The sequence below is a fragment of the Kitasatospora cineracea genome, from assembly GCF_003751605.1.
Classification (GTDB): Bacteria; Actinomycetota; Actinomycetes; order Streptomycetales; family Streptomycetaceae; genus Kitasatospora; species Kitasatospora cineracea.
Map to the genome: position 1 here is coordinate 4,325,581 of NZ_RJVJ01000001.1, position 18,074 is coordinate 4,343,654.

Sequence of the window (18,074 nt, forward strand, 5' to 3'; positions counted from 1 at the left end):
GGCCGCTGCGTGGTTTCCGTCTCCCGCCGCAGGTCGGGGCGGTGGGTGTCGAAGGACAGTCGAACGTCCGTCGAAATTTTCGGAGCCGGGCCGGTGGCTGCGGGTGCCGGCCGGGCGTGGCGCTCCGTTGCCGGTGGCGCGCGGGCGGCCGTACGGTCCGTGCACCCCACCCACCCCTGGAAGGACCCACCATGGCTGCACAGTTGCGCGCAGCTCGCCGGCCCGGGCGCGCCCTCGCGGCACTGGCCCTCGCCGCCGCCGGCGGACTGCTGGCCGCCGCCACCGTCGGCAGCGGACCGGCCGGCGCGGCCGGCACCACCCTGCGGGACCTCGCCGAGGCCAAGGGCAGCTACTTCGGCACCGCGCTGACCCAGTCCAACCTGAGCAGCTCCACCATCACCGCCATCGCCGGCACCCAGTTCGACATGGTCACCCCCGGCAACGAGATGAAGTGGGACACCACCGAGTCCTCCGCCGGGAACTTCAACTTCGGCCCCGGCGACCAGATCGTCTCCTTCGCCAAGGCCCACAGCATGCGGGTGCGCGGCCACACCCTGGTCTGGCACAGCCAGCTGCCCAACTGGGTCAGCAGCCTGCCCACCGCCCAGGTGCAGGCCGCGATGGAGAACCACATCACCACCGAGGCCACCCACTACAAGGGCCAGGTCTACTCCTGGGACGTCGTCAACGAGCCCTTCAACGAAGACGGTTCGCTGCGCACCGACGCCTTCACCAACGCGATGGGCTCCGGCTACATCGCCGACGCGCTGCGCACCGCGCACGCCGCCGACCCGAACGCCAAGCTCTACCTGAACGACTACAACATCGAGGGCCTGGGCGCGAAGAGCGACGCCATGTACCAGCTGGTCTCCTCGCTCAAGCAGCAGGGCGTGCCGATCGACGGCGTCGGCTTCGAGAGCCACTTCATCGTCGGCCAGGTCCCCAGCACCCTGAAGGCCAACATCCAGCGCTTCACCGCGCTCGGCGTGAACGTCGCCATCACCGAGCTGGACGACCGGATGCCCGTCCCGGCCAGCGCCGCCAACCTCGCCCAGCAGGCCACCGACTACGCCTACGTGGTCAACTCCTGCCTGGCGGTGAGCGGTTGCGTCGGCGTCTCGCAGTGGGGCGTGGGCGACCCGGACTCCTGGATCCCGGGCTTCTTCTCCGGCTATGGCGCGGCCACCATGTACGACGACAACTACCAGCCGAAGGCCGCCTACAACGCGGCGGTGACGGCGCTCGGCGGCAGCACCTCCTCGCCGTCCCCGTCCTCCTCCTCGGCCTCGCCGTCGCCGTCCTCGTCGCCCTCGTCCTCGCCGTCGGTGCCGCCGACCGGCGCGGCCTGCAAGGTCAGCACCCAGGTCAGTGCCTGGAACACCGGCCTGACCGAGAACGTGACGGTCACCAACACCGGCGGCAGCGCCGTCAACGGCTGGAAGCTGGCCTTCACGCTGCCCGGCGGGCAGAGCGTCACCAACGCCTGGAACGCCACCGTCAGCCCGGCCACCGGCCAGGTCAGCGCCGTCAACCTGGCGTACAACGCGGCGATCCCGGCCGGGGGCTCCACCACCTTCGGCTTCCAGGCCAACCACACCGGCAACGCCGCCGCGGCTGCCGGCTTCACCCTCAACGGGGTTTCCTGCACGGCCGGTTGAGCCGAACCGGGTGAGACCACCCAGGGAGCCGGGTGAACTCACCCGGAGAGGCTGAACCGGTGGGTCGCACCGGGCGGGACGACCCGAACGGGGCCGGGCCGGCCGGAGCCCGGGGCGGCCGGACCGGGCCGGGCGGACGCGGGGCCGTGCTATGGGGGCGGTTCCGCGGCCGTCCGGTCCGCTCGGTGACCGGGCGCCCGTACGGGTGGCGCCCGGCGGCGCGGTGCGGGGCGGTGCGGCGCCCCCACCGCGCTCTTCCGCGTCCGCGGCGCGTGGTGCGGCGGGTGGCGGGTGGCGCGCGCCGCGTGGTGCGCCGGGTGGCCGGTGGCGGGTGGAAAATGCCTGGCGGCGGGTGGCGCGGTGGGGCAGGGTGGCGGGTGATGACGAACGAGAACGCAAGCACGGACGCGGGGGCGGACGAGGCGGTGCTGGGGCCGGTCCTGCAGCGGCTGGCCCGGGTCGGCGGGATCGTCGGGGTCTGCCTCGGCGGCAGCCGGGCCCGCGGTACCCACACCGCCGGGTCCGACTACGACCTCGGCCTGTACTACCGCCCCGGGCAGCTCGACACCGGCGCGCTGCGGGAGTCGGCCGCCGAGCTGTGCGGCCGGCCGGTGGAGGTGACCGAGCCCGGCGGCTGGGGCCCCTGGGTGGACGGCGGCGCCTGGCTGGACATCGGCCCGGTCCGGGTCGACTGGATCTACCGGGACGTGCAGCGGGTGCGCCACTACGCGGCCGAGGCCCGCCACGGCCGGTACGTCTCCGGCCAGCAGCCCGGCCACCCGTACGGCGTGCCGTCCTACGCGTACGTCGGCGAGCTGGCGCTCGCCCGGGTGCTGGCCGACCCCGACGGGGAACTGGCCGCGCTGCGCGGCGAAATCGGCGCGTTCCCGGCCGAGTTGACCAGGACGCTGGAGGCCGACGCGGCCTGGGAGGCCCCGTTCGCGCTGGCCAACGCGCGCAAGGGGGCCCGGCGCGGGGACGCCGGGTACGTCGCCGGGTGCCTGTTCCGGGCCGTCGGCCTGCTGGCGCACGCGCTGCACGCGCGGGCCGGCCAGTGGATGGTCAACGAGAAGGGCGCGATCGCCTCGGCCGGCCGACTGCCGTGCGCGCCACCGGAGTTCGAGCGACGCGCGCAGGAGCTGTTCGCGCCCGGCGGCACCGACCCGGCGAGCCTGGCGGCCGTCCTGGACCGGGCCGAGGAACTGGCCCGCGACGTGCTGGCCGGAGCGGAAGGAACCCGATGACAGCCGCCGAACTCACCACCCCCAGGCTGCTGTTGCGCCAGTGGAAGGACGAAGACCTGGACCGGTGGGCGGAGTTGAACGCCGACCCGCAGGTGCGCCGGTACTTCGGCACCCTGCTCGACCGGGAGCAGTCCGCCGGCTCGCTCGAGCACTTCCGGACCGAACTGGCGCAGCGCGGCTGGGGCTGGTGGGCGGTCGAACTCCGTTCGGAGCGCCGCTTCCTGGGCTTCGCCGGGCTCGACCCGGTCGACCCGGAGATGCCCTTCGACGGCGTCGAGGCCGGTTGGCGGCTGCACCGCGACGCCTGGGGCCACGGCTACGCCACCGAGGCCGGCCGGGCCGTCCTCCGGTACGGCTTCGAGGAGTTGGGCCTGACCGAGATCCTGGCCGTGATCGCCGCCGGGAACACCCCCTCGCGGGCGGTCGCGGAACGCCTCGGCATGGTGCACGACCCGGCCGCGGACTTCCTCGACCCGGGCGTCCCGCCCGGCCCGCAGCAGCGCGCGGTGCTGTACCGGCTCGCCAGGGGCTGACGGAGCGTCAATCGCCTTGGGGATCAAGGTCGTTGCCCGCCGTCAGGAGGTGGTGGGCGCGGCGGACCAGGGCGGTGAACCGGTCGGGGTCGGTGAGGCTGAGCAGGTGGCCGCCCCGGGTGTGGAACAGGCGGGCCGGGGTGCCGGCGGCGCGGGTGGCGGCGAGGAAGTACCGCTCGTCGGCGCGGAACGGCAGGTCGGACCGGCCGTTGAGGTAGAGGGTGGGGACGGCCAGCCGGCCCGCCAGGGCGAGGAAGTCGTGGCGGCGCAACTCGGTCACCCCCTCGGTCAGGGCCGGCAGGTGGAAACCCCCGGCCAGCACCGCCTCGGCGGACTCCGCCGGCAGCATCCGCCGCATCGCCCGCTCCTGCAGCCGGGCCGAACGCTCCGGCCCCAGCCGGTCGTTCAGCCGCCCGGCCGCCGCGTACACCGCAGCCGACGCGCCCGACGTCCGGGCCGTGCAGCCGTGCAGGACGACCCCCGCGACGTCCCCCGGGTACCGGACGGTGTGCGCCAGCGAGACGTACCCGCCGAGCGACAGCCCGAGCAGCAGCGGCCGCCGCCCGGTCGCCCCGTACGCCTCCCGGACCGCCCCGCGGACGGCGTCGACCGCCGCCTCCAGGGTGAACGACCGCCCCGCCAGGGCGCCGTGGCAGGGCAGATCGGGCGTCCCGACCCGGAAGTCCGGCACCAGCCGCCGCACGTGCGGCCGCCACATCGTCGCGGACAGCCGGATGCCGTGCACCAGCACCACCGGAGGCGCACCGTCCGACCCGAACACCGTCAGCCCCTCGGCGACCCGGCGGCCGTTCACCGCGCCCGGAACGGCGGTTGACGGCGGGGAAGGAAGCACCCGTCCAGCCTACCGGGCCCTCGCGGGCAGGGCGCCGGCCCCCGCCGCGGGGATCGCGGGCGGGGGCCGGTGCAGGTGGGGCGGGTGGGGCGGGTCAGAGGAGGGTCTGCCAGTAGTACCAGAAGCGGTTGAGGATCAGGAGGGCGATGACGAGGTAGGCGGCGGTGGGGACGAGCCACTGGAAGCGGAGGGCGGCCAGGCGGCGCAGGAGGGCGGGGGCGGGGAGGGTGCCGGTGCGGAGGTTGTGGACGGTGGTGTACCAGAAGGTGGTGATGACCACGGCCCACACCACCATGCAGTAGGGGCAGAGGGCGCCGATCTCGTAGAGGGTCTGGTCGATGAGCCAGGCGACGAAACCGAGGCCGAGGAGGGTGCCGGCCTGGAGGGAGAGCCAGAACCAGCGGCGGTGGGCGGCTCCGGCGAGCAGGCCCGCGCCGACGGCGGCGAGGGCGCCGAACGCGGCCAGGCCGATCAGCGGGTTGGGGAAGCCGAAGGCCGAGGCCTGGGCGGTGCGCATGACGGAACCGCAGCTGATGATCGGGTTGATGTTGCAGCTGGGCTGGTAGGCCGGGTTCTCCAGCAGCCTGAGCTTGTCGAGGGTGAGCACGGCCGAGGCGGCCAGGCCGATCAGGCCGCCGATCAGCAGGAGCCAGGCGTAGCCGCGGGAGGCGCCGACCGGGCCCCGGGGCGCGGTGGGGGTGGTGGTCATCGGGTCACCCGCCGATGGTCTGCTTGACCAGGGCAGTGAACTGGTCGCCGGTGACCGGCTTGCCGTCCTGGCCGATCACGGCGAGCTGCTTGCCGTCGAGCTTGACCGTCGGGGTGCCGGAGACGCCGCTCTTGTTGAAGGCGGTGGAGACCTTGGCGGCCCAGCCCTTGTAGGTGCCGTCGGTGACGGCCTTGGTGAACGCCTCGGTCTTCAGGCCGGGGACCTGCCCGGCGAGGTCGAGGAGGTGGTTGACGTCGCCGAAGCCGTCCTCGCTCTCGGCGGGCTGGTTGGCGTACAGCACGTCGTGGAACGCCTTGAACTTGTCGACGCCCTCGTTGAGCGCCGCGCCCGCCGCGGCCAGCGCGGTCCTGGAACCCTTGCCGCCCAGGTTGCCGTCCAGGAACGTGGCCAGGTGGTACTCGATCTTGTAGTCGCCCTGGTCGGCGAGCTGCTGGACGGTCTTGCCGGCCGAGGTCTCGAACGCCTGGCAGACCGGGCAGCGGAAGTCCTCGTACACGGACAGGGTGTGCGGGGCGTCGGCCTTGCCGTAGACGACCACGGTGGCGTCGGCGGGGCTGGTGTTGGCCGGGGCGACGGCGGAGGCCGTCGCGGTGCCGTCGTCCTTCGAGGCGCCGGCGACGGCGAGGGCGGTGCCGCCGGCGAGCACGGCGACGGCGGCGGCGATCGACACGCTGATGGTCAGGCCGCGGCGGCGCTTGGCGCTCCGGGCCTCGGCCTGCTGGGCCTGCTTGAGGCGCTCGCGGGCGGTGGACTGCGGGTTCTGCGGGTTCTTCCGGTTCTGCTGGTTCTGCTGGTTCTTCGGGGCGGTGGTCATGGTGATCCGTCGTCTCCTCGGCACCCGTCGGCGGCGCGACGCGGCCCGTGCCGGAGCAGGGCGCGGCGGGGCGCGGGTGAAAGAAAGGGGGAGGGCGCGCCTCGGTGGGCGGCCGGGACGGAACGCGTCCGGGTGACGGTCCGTCAGCTGGCGAAGGCCGGCTGCGGGGGACCGCGACGCGGAGCGGGGGAGAGGGCGAAGACCTGCGGGCTGCGGGCGGCGGGTTCGGTGCCCGGGGACGGCAGCAGCGCGGCCGGGCAGCCCGGGCGGGCGGCCAGCAGCAGCGTGCGCCACGGTGCGGGCAGCAGCCGGGCCAGCGCGTCCAGCGCTTCGGCGACGCCGGAGATCGCGGCGTCCGCCAGCCGCAGCCAGGCCGCGGCGGCCAGCGCCAGCGCCAGGTGCACGGCCAGCACCAGCAGGCGCAGCAGGCCCGCCGAGTTGTGCGTCCACTGCGCGAACAGCTCCGAGCCGCCCACCGAGTCGCCGCCGCAGACCAGCAGGTCCACGCCCCGGGCGGGGCGCGCACAGGCGTCCTGGCCGAGGTTGAACGCGGTGTTCAGCAGCAGCTCCACCGGCACCAGCACGGAGGACAGCAGCAGGAAACGGCGGCGCGCCCCGTCGAGGACCACCGCCAGCAGGAAGACCGCGACGCTCGCCGCCGCGACCAGGGTGAGCGGCAGGGCACGCCCGGTGATCGCCACCTGGCCGAACGCGGCCAGCGGCACGGCGAGCGCGGTGAACACCGCGCCCCGCAGGGCCTTGGTCGCGTGAATGCCGGTCATGGTGTTGGAGTATGGCACGCCGAAGGTCCCGGCGGCGAGGGTCCAACAGCCCCCGCCGCGCGCACCCGATCTGTGAATAAGCCCTGGATAAAAGGGGTGTGGGGCGGGTGGGGCGCGGGCGGCGGGGGGTTCGAGGGAGGGGACGGGGCGGGGACGGGGCGGGGTCGTGGACGGCCGGGGGGTGGGGAGGGTCACGCGGCCCGGGTGGCGCTCACCACAGTTCGACGGCGTGCGCCCGGACCCGCTCGGCGAGGTCGGAGAGCACCTCGCCGGCCGGACGCGGACCGAGCCGCCGCCCGCCGCGCAGCCGCAGCGACAGGGTGCCGTCGGCGGCCTCCCGCGGACCCAGCACCACCTGGTACGGGGCCAGCCGCGCCGCCCGCACCCGGGCGCCCAGCGAACCGCGCTCCGCGCCCAGCACCTCGGCCCGCAGGTCCAGCTCCAGGCAGCGGGACGCCAGCGCGGCCGCCGCGTCCGCCTGCTCCGGGCCCAGCGGCAGCACCGCCAGCTGCACCGGCGCCAGCCAGGCCGGGAACGCCCCGCCGTGCCGCTCGATCAGGTGCGCCACCGCCCGCTCCACGCTGCCCACCACCGACCGGTGCACCATCACCGGCCGGTGCCGCGCCCCGTCCGCCCCGACGTAGTGCAGGTCGAACCGCTCCGGCTGGTGGAAGTCGACCTGCACGGTCGACAGGGTCGACTCCCGCCCCGCCGCGTCCACCACCTGCACGTCGATCTTCGGCCCGTAGAACGCCGCCTCGCCGACCCCCTCCTCGTACGGCACGCCCAGCTCCGCCAGCACCCGCACCAGGATCGCGGTCGCCCGCTCCCACAGCTCCGGGCGCGCCACGTACTTGCCGCCCGGCCCCGGCAGCGACAGCCGGTAGCGGGACGGGACCACGCCCATCGCCCGGTACGCCGCCGCGATCAGCTCCAGCGCGCCGCGCACCTCCGCCGCCGCCTGCTCCAGGGTGCAGAACACGTGCGCGTCGTTCAGCCGGATCGCCCGCACCCTGGTCAGGCCGCCCAGCACGCCCGACCGCTCGGAACGGTACATGTCGCCCAACTCGGCCATCCGCAGCGGCAGTTCGCGGTAGCTGCGGGAGCGGGAGCGGAACAGCAGCGCGTGGTGCGGACACAGGCTCGGACGGAGCACCAGCTCCTCGCCGGGACCCATCTCCAGCGGCGGGAACATGTCCTCCCGGTAGTGCGCCCAGTGCCCCGAGAGCTCGTACAGCTCGCGCTTGCCCAGCACCGGTGAGTACACGTGCCGGTAGCCCGCCCGCCGCTCCAGGGCGCGGACGAAGTCCTCCAGGCTCTGGCGCACCACGGCGCCGTCCGGCAGCCAGTACGGCAGGCCGGAGCCGATCAGCGGATCGGTGTCGAACAGGCCCAGCTCGCGGCCGAGCCGCCGGTGGTCGACGGTGGGGGAAGAAGGCGCGGCGGGGGTGATGCGGTCGGACACGGTGGTCTCCTCGGAGGGGAAGGCGAGGGGACGAGTGCCGTGGCGGGCTCGCACGCACGCGAAAGCCCCGGAGCACTCGGCCCCGGGGCTCGCACGCAGCGGTCAGCGCGCCGGGACACTCTCCGGCGTCGTCGTCAGCATCGCAGCGCGCTTCATACCCGCCACCGTAGCCGCCCGCCCGGCGACCGGCACCCGAATACCGGGCCTGCGGCCGGCGGCGCCGTGCCACCATGACGCGGTGACCGACCAGACCGCGCCGAAGGCCCCGACCGCGCCGACCGCCCTGGGAGAGCCGACCGCCCCGGGAGAGCCGTACACCACGCTGCTGCGCGGCATCGCCGCCAACCCCAACGCGGGCACCGCCGTCCTCACCCGGCTGCTCGTCCCGGCGGGAGGCCCCGCCTGGCGGATGTTCGGCCGCCGACCACTGCCCGCCGACTTCGTCGACACCGCGCTCGCCCACCCCGAACGCCGGGTCCGCAGCGCCGTCGCCGCCAACCCCTGGCTCTCCGACACCCACTGCCTGCGGCTGGCCCGCGACCCCGTCGACCTGGTCGCCCTCCAGGCCGTCAACGGCTCCGGCGCCCGACGGCGCCCCGCCCCGCTGCCCGACGCCGCGGTGGAACTGCTGCTGCTCGGCACCTGGCCGCGCGAGACGGAGTTCCTCACCCGCGACGAGATCCTCGGCGAACTGCACTCGCTCGGCGCGCTCCGCAACGCCTTCCGCCGCAAGACGGCCCACCACCCCGAACCCGAACTGCGCCGCCAAGCCTGCCAGTTCATCGGCGCACTGCCCCCGGACCGGCAGGCCGCACTGCTCGCCGACCCCGACCCGGGCGTCCGCGCCGAGGCCCGGCGGGTGACCGCGCCGAAGCGGTTGACACCGGAGGAACTGGCCGACACCACCACCCCGCGCGTGCTCCACTCCCTGTACCAGACCCGCGTCCTGCCGCCCGACCTGCTCGCCGACGCACTCGCCGCCCGCGACTACCTGAGCGCACTCGCCCGCAACCGGCACCTGCCGCCCGACGCCGTCCGCACCCTGGCCGCCGACCCCGACCCGGAGGTCCGGCGCCTGATCGCCCGCCACCCCGCGCTCGTCCCCGACCTGATGGCCGACCTCGCCGCCGACGCCGACCCCGACGTCCGCCACCGCCTGGCCGGACACCCCGCCCTCACCCCCGCCCTGATCGACGCCCTCGCCGCCGACCCCGACCCCGAGGTCGCCGCCCGCGCCCTCGCCGACCCGGCCCCGCGCGACCCCGCCCGCGGCCGGGTCCTCGACGAGGCCGACCCCCGGGAGACCCCCGAACGGTTCCGGCAGATCGACTTCGGGGTCGTCGACGAGCCCGTCGACCCGCCCGACCCCGACTGGTACCGCGCCTGCGCCCGCTCCCCCCTGCCGCTGCTGCGCCGCGCCGCCGCCACCTGCCCGCACCTCGACGAACTGACGGTCAGTCAACTCTCCCAGGACGAAGAACGGGAGGTGCGCCACCTGCTCGCCCTGCACCACCCCGCCGCCCCGGCCGGACCGCTCCTGGAGGCCTCCCTGTGCCACCCCCGGCACCGTGACCGCCTCCGGGCGCGCCCCGCCTTCCCGCGCACCGGGCTGCCGTCCGGACTCGCCCGCCACCCCGACCCCGAGGTGCGCGAACTCGCCGCCGCCGACCCGGAGTTCGACGGCGACCCGGAGACGCTGCTGGCCGACCCGCACCACCTCGTCCGGCTGGCCGCCGCCACCAATCCGCGACTGCGCCCGGAACGGGTCGCCGCGCTGCTCGCCGACCCCGAACTGCGCGAAGGGGCCGCCGCCAACCCGCAGTTGGGGGAGGAACGGCTGCACGCACTGCTGGACGGGGTGCTCGGGGCGCGGGAGGAGGCGGCGGGTCAGGGCGTCCCGGCGTAGCGGCGGGCCAGGGCGGCGGCCGCCTCGGCGACGGCGCGGCGCAGCGCGGGCGGGGCCAGCACCTCCGCGTCCGGGCCGAGGCGCAGCAGGTCGGAGACGGCCACCGGGGTGGACTCGACGGGGAGTTCGACCACCGTCCAGCCCTCCTCGTCGGGCGGGCCCGCGCCCCGGGCGGCGTCGGCGCCGGAGCGGCCGAACTGGACCGGCAGCAGGCCCAGTGCGCGCGGGGAGACCCGGACGGTGGCCGTGTCCTGGTGCAGCATGTCCGCCAACTCGCGGGTGACGGAAGCCCAGTGGGAGGCCAGGTCGAAGTCCGGCGGGCGCTCGAAGGGCTCGGCGGCGACCTCGGCGGACAGGATGCGGGAGACCCGGTAGGTGCGAAGGGAAGGCGGAGCGGGCGAAGGCGGAGCGGGGGAGGGCAGAGCGGGGGAGGGCGGAGCGGGGGAGGGGGAAGCCGGGGAGGAAGGGGCGGGGAGGGCCACCAGGTACCAGATGCCGCTCTTCAGTACCAGGCCCAGCGGCCGCAGTTCGCGGTGCACCTCGCCGCGCCAGCGCCGGTAGTGCACGCGCAGCACCCGCTGCTCCCAGACGGCTTCGGCGACCCGGGCCAGTTCCGGCACCGGGTCCGCGTCCCGGAACCAGGAGGCCGGGTCGAGGTGGAACCGGTCCTGCAACTGCCGGGTGCGGTCGGCGAGTTCGGCGGGCAGCGCGGCCTGCACCTTCAGCTGGGCGGTGGCCAGCACCGCGCCCAGCCCCAGCTCCTTCGCCGCGTCCGGCACCCCGGCCAGGAACAGCGCACCCGCCTCGTCCCCGGTCAGCCCGGTGAGCCGGGTGCGGTAGCCGTCCACCAGCCGGTAGCCGCCGGTCCGGCCGCGCTCGGCGAGGACGGGCACGCCCGCCGCGCCCAGTGCCTCCACGTCCCGGTGCACGGTGCGGACCGAGACTTCTAGGGCCGTGGCGAGTTCGGCGGCCGTGCACAGCCCCCGGTTCTGGAGCAGCAGGAGCAGGGAGAGCAGACGGTCGGCGCGCACCCCGCCATCATCGCGCAGATCCGCCGGAATACCTGACAGCAGATGGCAGGTATGGCCGTCAGTGTGGGCAGTGCGGCCCGCCCGGGAGGACGCGGCCGCGGCCCCTCGCTGCGCGGATCCGCCGCGCACCGGACGGAAGGACGGCGCCATGACCGCACGCACCGACATCACCACCGACACCGGCACCGCCGTTGCCGCCGACACGGTCACCGTCGCCGCCGTCGCCGACGACGCGGTCACCACCAGCGGCAGCATCAGCTTCGCCAACTGGGAGGAGAAGGAGGCGGGTTCGAGCGGGGCGGGCCCGCGCACCGCGCACGCCTCGGTGGTCAACACCTTCTCCGGCGGCATCGAGGCCGCCGGCACCGCCTGCGACTACAGCATCGCCTACACGGTCGGCCACGCCGGGGTGTTCACCGGCATGGAACTGGTCACCGGCAGCATCGACGGCCGCCCGGGCAGCTTCGTCCTCGAGCAGCGCGGCACCTTCGCCGAGGACGGCACCATCCACTGCACCTTCACCGTCGTCCCGGGCAGCGGCACCGAGGGCCTGGCGGGGCTCACCGGCAGCGGCGAGTACACCTGCCGCACCGGGCAGGCGTCCTTCCCCTACTCGCTCAGCTACCGGCTGTGAACGTCCTCTTTCGGGGGTCTTCGGGCCCGGGCGGCGGGTTCTGTCGTTAGGGTGGTCGGTGTCCGCACGGTGCAGTTCCGCCCGGTAGGAGAGTCGCCTTGGCCACGGCCGCCCACAGTGTCCTTCCCGAACTCGACGCCGGGGCGTTCGCCCGCTGGCGCAGCGGCGGCGGGCGGGTGGTCGATCTGCTGGGCGAGGCCCGGGAGTTGGGGCCGGTGGCGGGCTTCCGGCTCGGGGACCGGCAGGTCGTGCTGGTGACCGGGGCGAGCCAGGTGCAGCAGGTGCTGGCGAAGAGCCCCGACACGTACGTGAAGCGCGGCCACCGGCTCAAGCCGCTGCTGGGGGAAGGGCTGTTGTGCGCGGCGGGCGAACAGTGGCGGCGGCAGCGCAAGTTGCTGCAGTCGCAGTTCACCGGCCGCGGCATCAAGGTGTACGAGCCGCAGATCCGGGCCGCGGTGGCGGCCGTCGCCGAGCGCTGGCGGGCGGCGGCCGCGGCGGGGGAGGTGCGGGAGATCGACGCCGACCTGCGGTACTTCTCGCTGGACGTGATCTGGCGCTCGCTCACCGCCCATCCGCTGGACCCGGAGACCCACCGGCGGCTGGTCTCCGCCGGGGACGGCTTCGCCGCGATCCCGGCGTTCGCCCCCGCGACCGGTGACACCGCCATCGACTTCCGGGAGACCAACGAGCACGTCGACCGGGTCGCCGAGCGGGCGATCGCGCTGGCCGGGGAGACGGACGAGCAGCCCGGTGTGGTCCGGGTGCTGCTCCAGGCCGCGGCCGAACTCCCGGAATACACCGAGCGGTTGGTGCGCGACGAGCTGATGACGGTGGTGGTGGCCGGGTACGAGACCACCGCCACCGCGCTCAGCTGGCTGTTCCTGCTGCTGGACGCGCACCCCGAGCAGCGGGACCTGGCGCTGGCCGCTGGGCCGGCCGGCTCGGACGGACGGTCCGCCGCGATCCGGGCGCTGATCGACGAGACGCTGCGGCTGTACCCCGTCGCCTGGCTGATGCCCCGCTACGCGGCCGCACCGGACACGCTGGACGGCATCCCGATCGAGGCCGGGACGACGGTGCTGCTCTCCCCGTACCTGACGCACCGCGACCCCGAACTGTGGCCCGACCCGGAGGAGTTCCGGCCGCAGCGCTTCCTGGACGCCGAGCGACGCCCCGCGCCCGGCGCGTACCTCCCGTTCGGGCTCGGGCCGCGGGCCTGCCTGGGCGCGCAGTTCGCCGTCCGGGAGATGGCGATGCTGCTGGAGGAGGTGCTGCCCGCGTTCCGGGCCGAGGTCCGGGAGGCCCCCGCCGGGGCCGGCTACGGGCTCACCGTGCACCCCGACGGGCCGGTCCGGGCGGTGCTGCACGCGACGGGGGAGTAGGAGCGGGGGAGCAGGGGCGGGGGGAGTAGGGCGGAGCGAAGCGGGGCAGGGCGCGGGTGCTCGAAAACGGTTTGTCAGGTGGGTTGACGAACTGTCAGAATCCGGGGCCGTGGAATCTGTGAAGTCTGTGGAACCTGTGGAGTCGGGGCGGCCCGTTGCGCTGGTCACCGGCGTCGGCCGGACGGTCGGCATCGGGGCCGCCGTCGCCGAGCGGCTGGCCGCCTCCGGGTGGGACATCGCCTACAGCTACTGGACGCCGTACGACACCCGGATGCCCTGGGGCGTGGAGGGCGGGGCGGTGGAGGCCGTCGGCGCGGCGCTCGGTGCGCACGGCGCGCGGCACCTCGCGGTGTCGGCCGACCTGGCCGACCCGGAGGCGCCCGCCCAGCTGTTCGACCGGGTGGAGGCCGGGCTCGGCCCCGTCACCGCACTGGTGCTGAGCCACGCCGAGTCGGTCGACTCCGGCCTGCTGGAGACCACGGTGGAGAGCTTCGACCGGCACTTCGCGGTCAACGCCCGGGCGAGCTGGCTGCTGATCCGCGAGTTCGGCCTGCGCTTCACCGGTGCGTTCGGCACCGGCCGGATCGTCGCCCTGACCAGCGACCACACCGTCGGGAACCTCCCCTACGGGGCCAGCAAGGGAGCCCTCGACCGGATCACCCGCGCTGCCGCCCGCGAGCTCGCCCACCTCGGCGTGACGGCCAACGCGGTCGACCCCGGCCCGACCGACACCGGCTGGATGAGCGAGCAGCACCGGACCGACATGATCGGCTACACCCCGCTGGCCCGGCTCGGCACCCCGCAGGACGCCGCGCACCTGATCGACTTCCTCTGCTCGCCGCAGGGCCAGTGGGTCAACGGCCAACTCCTGCAGAGCAGCGGCGGGTTGAAGTAGCGGGCCGGGACAGGGCGGGGAGGGGCGGGTCGAGCCGGACCGGGTCGGGTGGGGTACAGGGGACGGGGGCGTCAGCCGAGGGGGCGGAGGCGGGACCGGGCGGCGGTGCCGATCAGGACGGCCAGGGCGGTCAGGGCGGTGGCCGCGAGGAAGGGGCCGGTCGCGGGCGGGAGGGTGGTGGCGGCGAGCAGCGGGCCGGTGGCGGCGCCGAGGTTCAGGGCCGCCGTCGCGTACGAGCCCGCCATGGTCGGGGCGCCCGCACCCTCGTAGAGGGCCCGGGTGATCAGGGTGGTGCCGACCGCGAAGGACAGGGCGCCCAGCAGCAGGACCAGGGGCAGCAGGACGGCCGGGTGCCCCGCGCCGAGGGCGAGTGCGGGCCAGCCGAGCAGTAGCAACGGGCCGCCGAGCGCGAGGAGTTGGTGGGAGCGGGTGTCGGCCATCCGCCCGGCCCGCGTTCACCCCGAGGAAAGCGCCCGCGCCGAACAGCACCAGCGCCACCGGCACCCAGCCGCGCCCCAGCCCCGCCGGGCCGGTGACCACCGGGGCGAGGAAGGTGAACGCCCCGAACGTCGCCGCGTTCACCAGCGCCGCCAGCAGCAGCGCCAACCGGAGCCGGGGGCGGCCGAGTTGCGCCAGTTCGACGCGCAGCGCCGGGGCGGGCGAGCCGCCCGGGTCGGCCGGGACGCCCAGCAGCACCCCGACCGCCGCCGGTGCGCAGAGCACCGCCACCGCCCAGAACGCGGCCCTCCAGTCCAGCAGTTGGCCCAGCAGCGCCCCCGCCGGCACGCCCGCGACGGTCGCCGCCGTCGTCCCGGACAGCAGCACCCCCAGCGCCCGGCCCTTCCGGTCGGGGGCGACCAGCGCGGCCGCGGTCGCCACCGCCAGTGCCAGGAAACCGGCGTTCGCCAGCGCCGCCACCACCCGGGTGGCGAACAGCACCGCGAACGAGCCGGTCAGCGCGCCGACCGCGTGCGCCGCCGCGAACACCGCCACGAACCCGAACAGTCCGGCCCGGCGCGGCCACCGGCGGGCCCACGCCGCCATCAGCGGCGCACCCGCCGCCATGCCCAGCGCGAAGGCGGACGCGAGCGTGCCCGCCGTCCCGACCGGCACGTCGAGATCGGCGGCGAGGTCCGGCAGCAGGCCGGCCGGCATGAACTCCGAAGTGCCCATGGCGAACACGGCCAGGGCGAGCAAGTACAGGGCGAGAGGCATCGAAGGTGACTCCGGGGCGAACGAGAAACGGAAAGGGGCGTCATCTCGTCACCGCCGCCGACCCCGGGGACCACCTCGGATCCTTGCCCGGACTCCTACCCGGGCTCTCGCCCGGACCTCTGCGCGGGCACCGTCGAGCGCCGCGCGGTTGCGTACGGCTGCTCGCAGTTGGGCACAGCTGAGTGCGGTCGGGCACGGCTGAGTGCGGTCCGTGCTCAGCGGGGGTTCAGGACTTCCGGGGGCTGACGGCGTGACCGAAAGCCCCCACCTCGTCCGACTCGGGACTCACCACGCCCGCCACCCTACCCGCCTGCCGGCCCGTCAGTCCTCGTGTTTGGCGGCCCTCGCCGCGCCGTGGGCCCAGCCCGCCAGCACCGCGCCCGCCACGGCGGCGAGGACGTGGACGGTGAGGCCGGCCGCGAACCCGCCCGGCAGCCAGCCGAGCAGCCCGGCGTCGGCGTGGTCGACGAGCCGGCGGATCGCGCCCTGGGCGCCGAGGACGAGCAGGACCATGCCGAGGCCCTGAAAGATGTCGTACTTCACCGCGACCGCCTCCCGGGGGTTACTGTGCTGGCCGGGCTATTACCATGCACTTGCACTGTAATGGAGCGGGACCCCGTTCGCAATGCACTTGCATGGCAAACGACGGGGGAGGCGGAGAGGAGACACCGTGCCGAAGATCGTCGACCACGAGCAGCGCCGGGGACGCCTGGTGGAGGCCGTCTGGGCGCTGGCGGTGCGGGGCGGCATCGAAGAGGTGACCCTGCGCAAGGTGGCCGACGAGGCGGGCGTCTCGATGGGGCAGGTGCAGCACTACTACCCCTCGATGCAGACCCTGGTCCGCGACGCCCTCGACCGGGCCGTCCTGGCGGTGAACGCGAACATCGAGCACGCGGTCGCGGCGGCCGGCACGACGGACCCGGAGACCGTGCTCCGCGCCTGCCTGCACGCCCTGATCGCCCCCGACCAGCAGAGCCGCCGGCTCATGCGGTTCTCCCTGGCGGTCGCGGGCCGGGCCGTCTCCGACCCCACGATGGCCGGAGTCCTGGCCCCGGGCGACGACGAACTGCTCGCCCTCACGGCCGGACTCCTCGCCGCGGCCCGGCAGGAGCGCGGCGGCGCACCCCGCGGGGACGAACACCTGGACGCCGACATCTGCTGGTCGCTCGCCACCGCCCTCGGCGTGGACGTCGCCCTCGGCCACCGCGCACCGGAGGCCGCCGCCCGCGTCCTCGACCACCACCTCGACCGGCTCTTGCAGCCGTAGCCGCGGGTCGTAGCCGTGGGCCGCAGCCGCGCAGAGTCGGACGGCCGGACGGTCGTGCGGCCTGCGGGGTCAGTGGGCGGTGGCGAGTTCGCCGGTGAGGCGGGAGTGCAGGGCGGCGCTGGGGTCGTTGAGGCCGGTGATCTCGACCTGCTTGCCGCGTTGGGCGTACTTGGCGCGGACGGTGTCGAGGGCGGCGACCGAGGAGGCGTCCCAGATGTGGGCGGCGGTCAGGTCGATGACGACCAGGTCGGGGTCGCCGGCGTAGTCGAAGCGGGTGGTGAGCTCGTTGGCGGAGGCGAAGAACAGTTCGCCGGTGACCGCGTACACCACCCGGGAGCCGTCGGGGGCGGGAGTGGCGGTGACGTCGGCGTGGTGGGCGACCCGCTTGGCGAAGACGGCCATGGCGAGCAGCGAGCCGAGCACGACGCCGATCGCCAGGTTGCTGGTGGCGACCACCGCGACCACGGTCACCGCGGTGACGGCGAGTTCCCCGGCCGGGAGGCGGCGCAGGGTGGCCGGGGCGATCGAGTGCCAGTCGAAGGTGCCGAAGGAGACCATCACCATCACGGCGACCAGCGCGGCCATCGGGATCCGCGACACCACGGGCCCGAAGACCAGGCAGAGCACCAGCAGGAACGTTCCGGCGAGGAAGGTCGAGACCCGGGTCCGGGCGCCGGACACCTTCACGTTGATCATCGTCTGGCCGATCATCGCGCAGCCGCCCATCCCGCCGAACAGCCCGGTCACGATGTTGGCGACGCCCTGCCCGATCGACTCCCGCCGCTTGTCGGAGCGGGTGTCGGTGATCTCGTCCACCAGCTTCGCCGTCATCAGCGACTCCATCAGCCCCACCAGCGCCATCGCCAGCGCGTACGGGGCGACGGTGGTCAGGGTGTCGAGCGTGAACGGCACGTCCGGCAGGCCCGGCACCGGCAGCGAGGACGGCAGCGCGCCCTTGTCGCCGACGGTCGGCACCGCGAGGCCCGCGCCCACCGTCACCAGGGTCAGCACCACGATCGACACCAGCGGCGCCGGCACCACCCGGGTCAGCTTCGGGAACCACACCATCAGCGCCAGCCCCCCCACCAGCAGCGGGTACACCGCCCACGGGACGTGCGTCAGCTCCGGCAGCTGGGCCAGGAAGATCAGGATCGCCAGCGAGTTGACGAACCCGACCATCACCGAACGCGGCACGAACCGCATCAGCCTCGCCACGCCCAGCGCGCCCAGCACGATCTGGAACACCCCGGCCAGGATCACCGCCGCGACCAGGTAACCGAAACCGTGCTCCCGGTTGAGCGGCCCGATCACCAGCGCCACCGCGCCCGTCGCCGCCGAGATCATCGCCCGCCGGCCGCCCACCACCGAGATGGTCACGGCCATCGTCACCGACGCGAACAGGCCGATCTTCGGGTCCACCCCGGCGATCACCGAGAACGAGATCGCCTCCGGGATCAGTGCCAGCGCGACCACCAGGCCCGCGAGCACTTCGGTGCGCCACACCTTGGGGTCGGAGCACCACGCGGGCAGCCGGACGGAACGGGACAGGGCGGAGGAGGACAAGAGGCAGTGACCCGTCGTGAAGTGAGGAGGGCAGAGAGAGGAGGGAGGTGACGAACTCTACCCGCCCACGGGAGAGGGCCCACGGGCCAGGGCGTCCGCGCC

General features: G+C 74.8%; 16 protein-coding genes and 1 pseudogene. 8 read left to right on the top strand and 9 right to left on the bottom strand.

Annotated elements, in window-relative coordinates; genetic code table 11:
• The first annotated feature begins 191 nt into the window (after positions 1–191).
• The 3 genes from EDD39_RS19695 (at position 192) to EDD39_RS19705 (ending at position 3,435) form a co-directional block, all read left to right on the top strand.
• Positions 192–1,658, top strand: a complete 1,467-nt coding sequence (locus EDD39_RS19695) for a glycoside hydrolase family 10 protein (RefSeq protein WP_123557793.1) — start codon at positions 192–194, stop codon at positions 1,656–1,658.
• A gap of 380 nt (positions 1,659–2,038) precedes the next feature.
• Entirely contained in the window at positions 2,039–2,902 is an 864-nt protein-coding gene (locus EDD39_RS19700; protein ID WP_123557795.1) for a nucleotidyltransferase domain-containing protein, read from the top strand.
• Positions 2,899–3,435: a GNAT family N-acetyltransferase gene (locus tag EDD39_RS19705; protein ID WP_123557797.1), complete on the top strand. Its 537-nt coding sequence runs from the start codon at positions 2,899–2,901 to the stop codon at positions 3,433–3,435. The genes EDD39_RS19700 and EDD39_RS19705 overlap by 4 nt, the downstream gene beginning before the upstream one ends.
• 7 nt (positions 3,436–3,442) lie before the next feature.
• Here EDD39_RS19705 and EDD39_RS19710 read toward each other — a convergent pair whose 3' ends face one another.
• The 5 genes from EDD39_RS19710 to thrS form a co-directional block, all read right to left on the bottom strand.
• On the bottom strand, positions 3,443–4,288 hold the full coding sequence (locus EDD39_RS19710; RefSeq protein ID WP_244256814.1) for an alpha/beta fold hydrolase: 846 nt from the start codon (positions 4,286–4,288) through the stop codon (positions 3,443–3,445).
• A gap of 94 nt (positions 4,289–4,382) precedes the next feature.
• Positions 4,383–4,997: a vitamin K epoxide reductase family protein gene (locus EDD39_RS19715; protein ID WP_123557801.1), complete on the bottom strand. Its 615-nt coding sequence runs from the start codon at positions 4,995–4,997 to the stop codon at positions 4,383–4,385.
• Positions 4,998–5,001: 4 nt separating this feature from the next.
• Positions 5,002–5,832, bottom strand: coding sequence for a DsbA family protein (locus EDD39_RS19720; protein WP_123557803.1), 831 nt, complete (start codon positions 5,830–5,832; stop codon positions 5,002–5,004).
• A gap of 143 nt (positions 5,833–5,975) precedes the next feature.
• The gene (locus EDD39_RS19725; RefSeq protein WP_123557805.1) at positions 5,976–6,614 is read right to left on the bottom strand and encodes a hypothetical protein; all 639 of its coding nucleotides are present in this window, start codon (positions 6,612–6,614) and stop codon (positions 5,976–5,978) included.
• Between the two features lie 211 nt (positions 6,615–6,825).
• A complete protein-coding gene (thrS, locus tag EDD39_RS19730) occupies positions 6,826–8,079 on the bottom strand; it encodes a threonine--tRNA ligase (protein ID WP_244256816.1) in 1,254 nt (417 codons plus the stop codon).
• A gap of 238 nt (positions 8,080–8,317) precedes the next feature.
• Between thrS and EDD39_RS42110 the strand changes: the two genes are divergently transcribed.
• Positions 8,318–9,985 carry a hypothetical protein gene (locus EDD39_RS42110; protein ID WP_123557808.1) on the top strand — a complete coding sequence of 556 codons (1,668 nt, stop codon included), beginning with the start codon at positions 8,318–8,320 and terminating at the stop codon, positions 9,983–9,985.
• Here the strand turns inward: EDD39_RS42110 and EDD39_RS19740 are convergent.
• Positions 9,967–11,016 (bottom strand): helix-turn-helix transcriptional regulator, encoded by a 1,050-nt coding sequence (locus EDD39_RS19740; protein WP_208765537.1) that lies wholly within the window; start codon positions 11,014–11,016, stop codon positions 9,967–9,969. The two genes, EDD39_RS42110 and EDD39_RS19740, sit on opposite strands and share 19 nt — an antisense overlap.
• 148 nt (positions 11,017–11,164) lie before the next feature.
• Here EDD39_RS19740 and EDD39_RS19745 point away from each other — a divergent pair, with 148 nt between their 5' ends.
• The 3 genes from EDD39_RS19745 (at position 11,165) to EDD39_RS19755 (ending at position 13,927) form a co-directional block, all read left to right on the top strand.
• Positions 11,165–11,650, top strand: coding sequence for a DUF3224 domain-containing protein (locus EDD39_RS19745; protein ID WP_123557812.1), 486 nt, complete (start codon positions 11,165–11,167; stop codon positions 11,648–11,650).
• A 98-nt stretch (positions 11,651–11,748) separates the two neighbouring features.
• The gene (locus tag EDD39_RS19750) at positions 11,749–13,032 is read left to right on the top strand and encodes a cytochrome P450 (RefSeq protein ID WP_244256819.1); all 1,284 of its coding nucleotides are present in this window, start codon (positions 11,749–11,751) and stop codon (positions 13,030–13,032) included.
• A 109-nt stretch (positions 13,033–13,141) separates the two neighbouring features.
• On the top strand, positions 13,142–13,927 hold the full coding sequence (locus EDD39_RS19755) for an SDR family oxidoreductase (RefSeq protein WP_244256821.1): 786 nt from the start codon (positions 13,142–13,144) through the stop codon (positions 13,925–13,927).
• Between the two features lie 71 nt (positions 13,928–13,998).
• On the opposite strand, the pseudogene EDD39_RS19760 reads toward EDD39_RS19755, so the two are convergent.
• A pseudogene (locus EDD39_RS19760) lies at positions 13,999–15,142 on the bottom strand (Cmx/CmrA family chloramphenicol efflux MFS transporter).
• A gap of 321 nt (positions 15,143–15,463) precedes the next feature.
• Positions 15,464–15,685 (bottom strand): hypothetical protein, encoded by a 222-nt coding sequence (locus EDD39_RS19765; RefSeq protein WP_123557816.1) that lies wholly within the window; start codon positions 15,683–15,685, stop codon positions 15,464–15,466.
• Positions 15,686–15,812: 127 nt separating this feature from the next.
• Between EDD39_RS19765 and EDD39_RS19770 the strand changes: the two genes are divergently transcribed.
• A complete protein-coding gene (locus EDD39_RS19770; protein WP_123557819.1) occupies positions 15,813–16,409 on the top strand; it encodes a TetR/AcrR family transcriptional regulator in 597 nt (198 codons plus the stop codon).
• A gap of 69 nt (positions 16,410–16,478) precedes the next feature.
• Here the strand turns inward: EDD39_RS19770 and EDD39_RS19775 are convergent, their stop codons facing one another.
• On the bottom strand, positions 16,479–17,972 hold the full coding sequence (locus EDD39_RS19775) for a SulP family inorganic anion transporter (protein ID WP_123557821.1): 1,494 nt from the start codon (positions 17,970–17,972) through the stop codon (positions 16,479–16,481).
• Positions 17,973–18,074 lie beyond the last annotated feature (102 nt).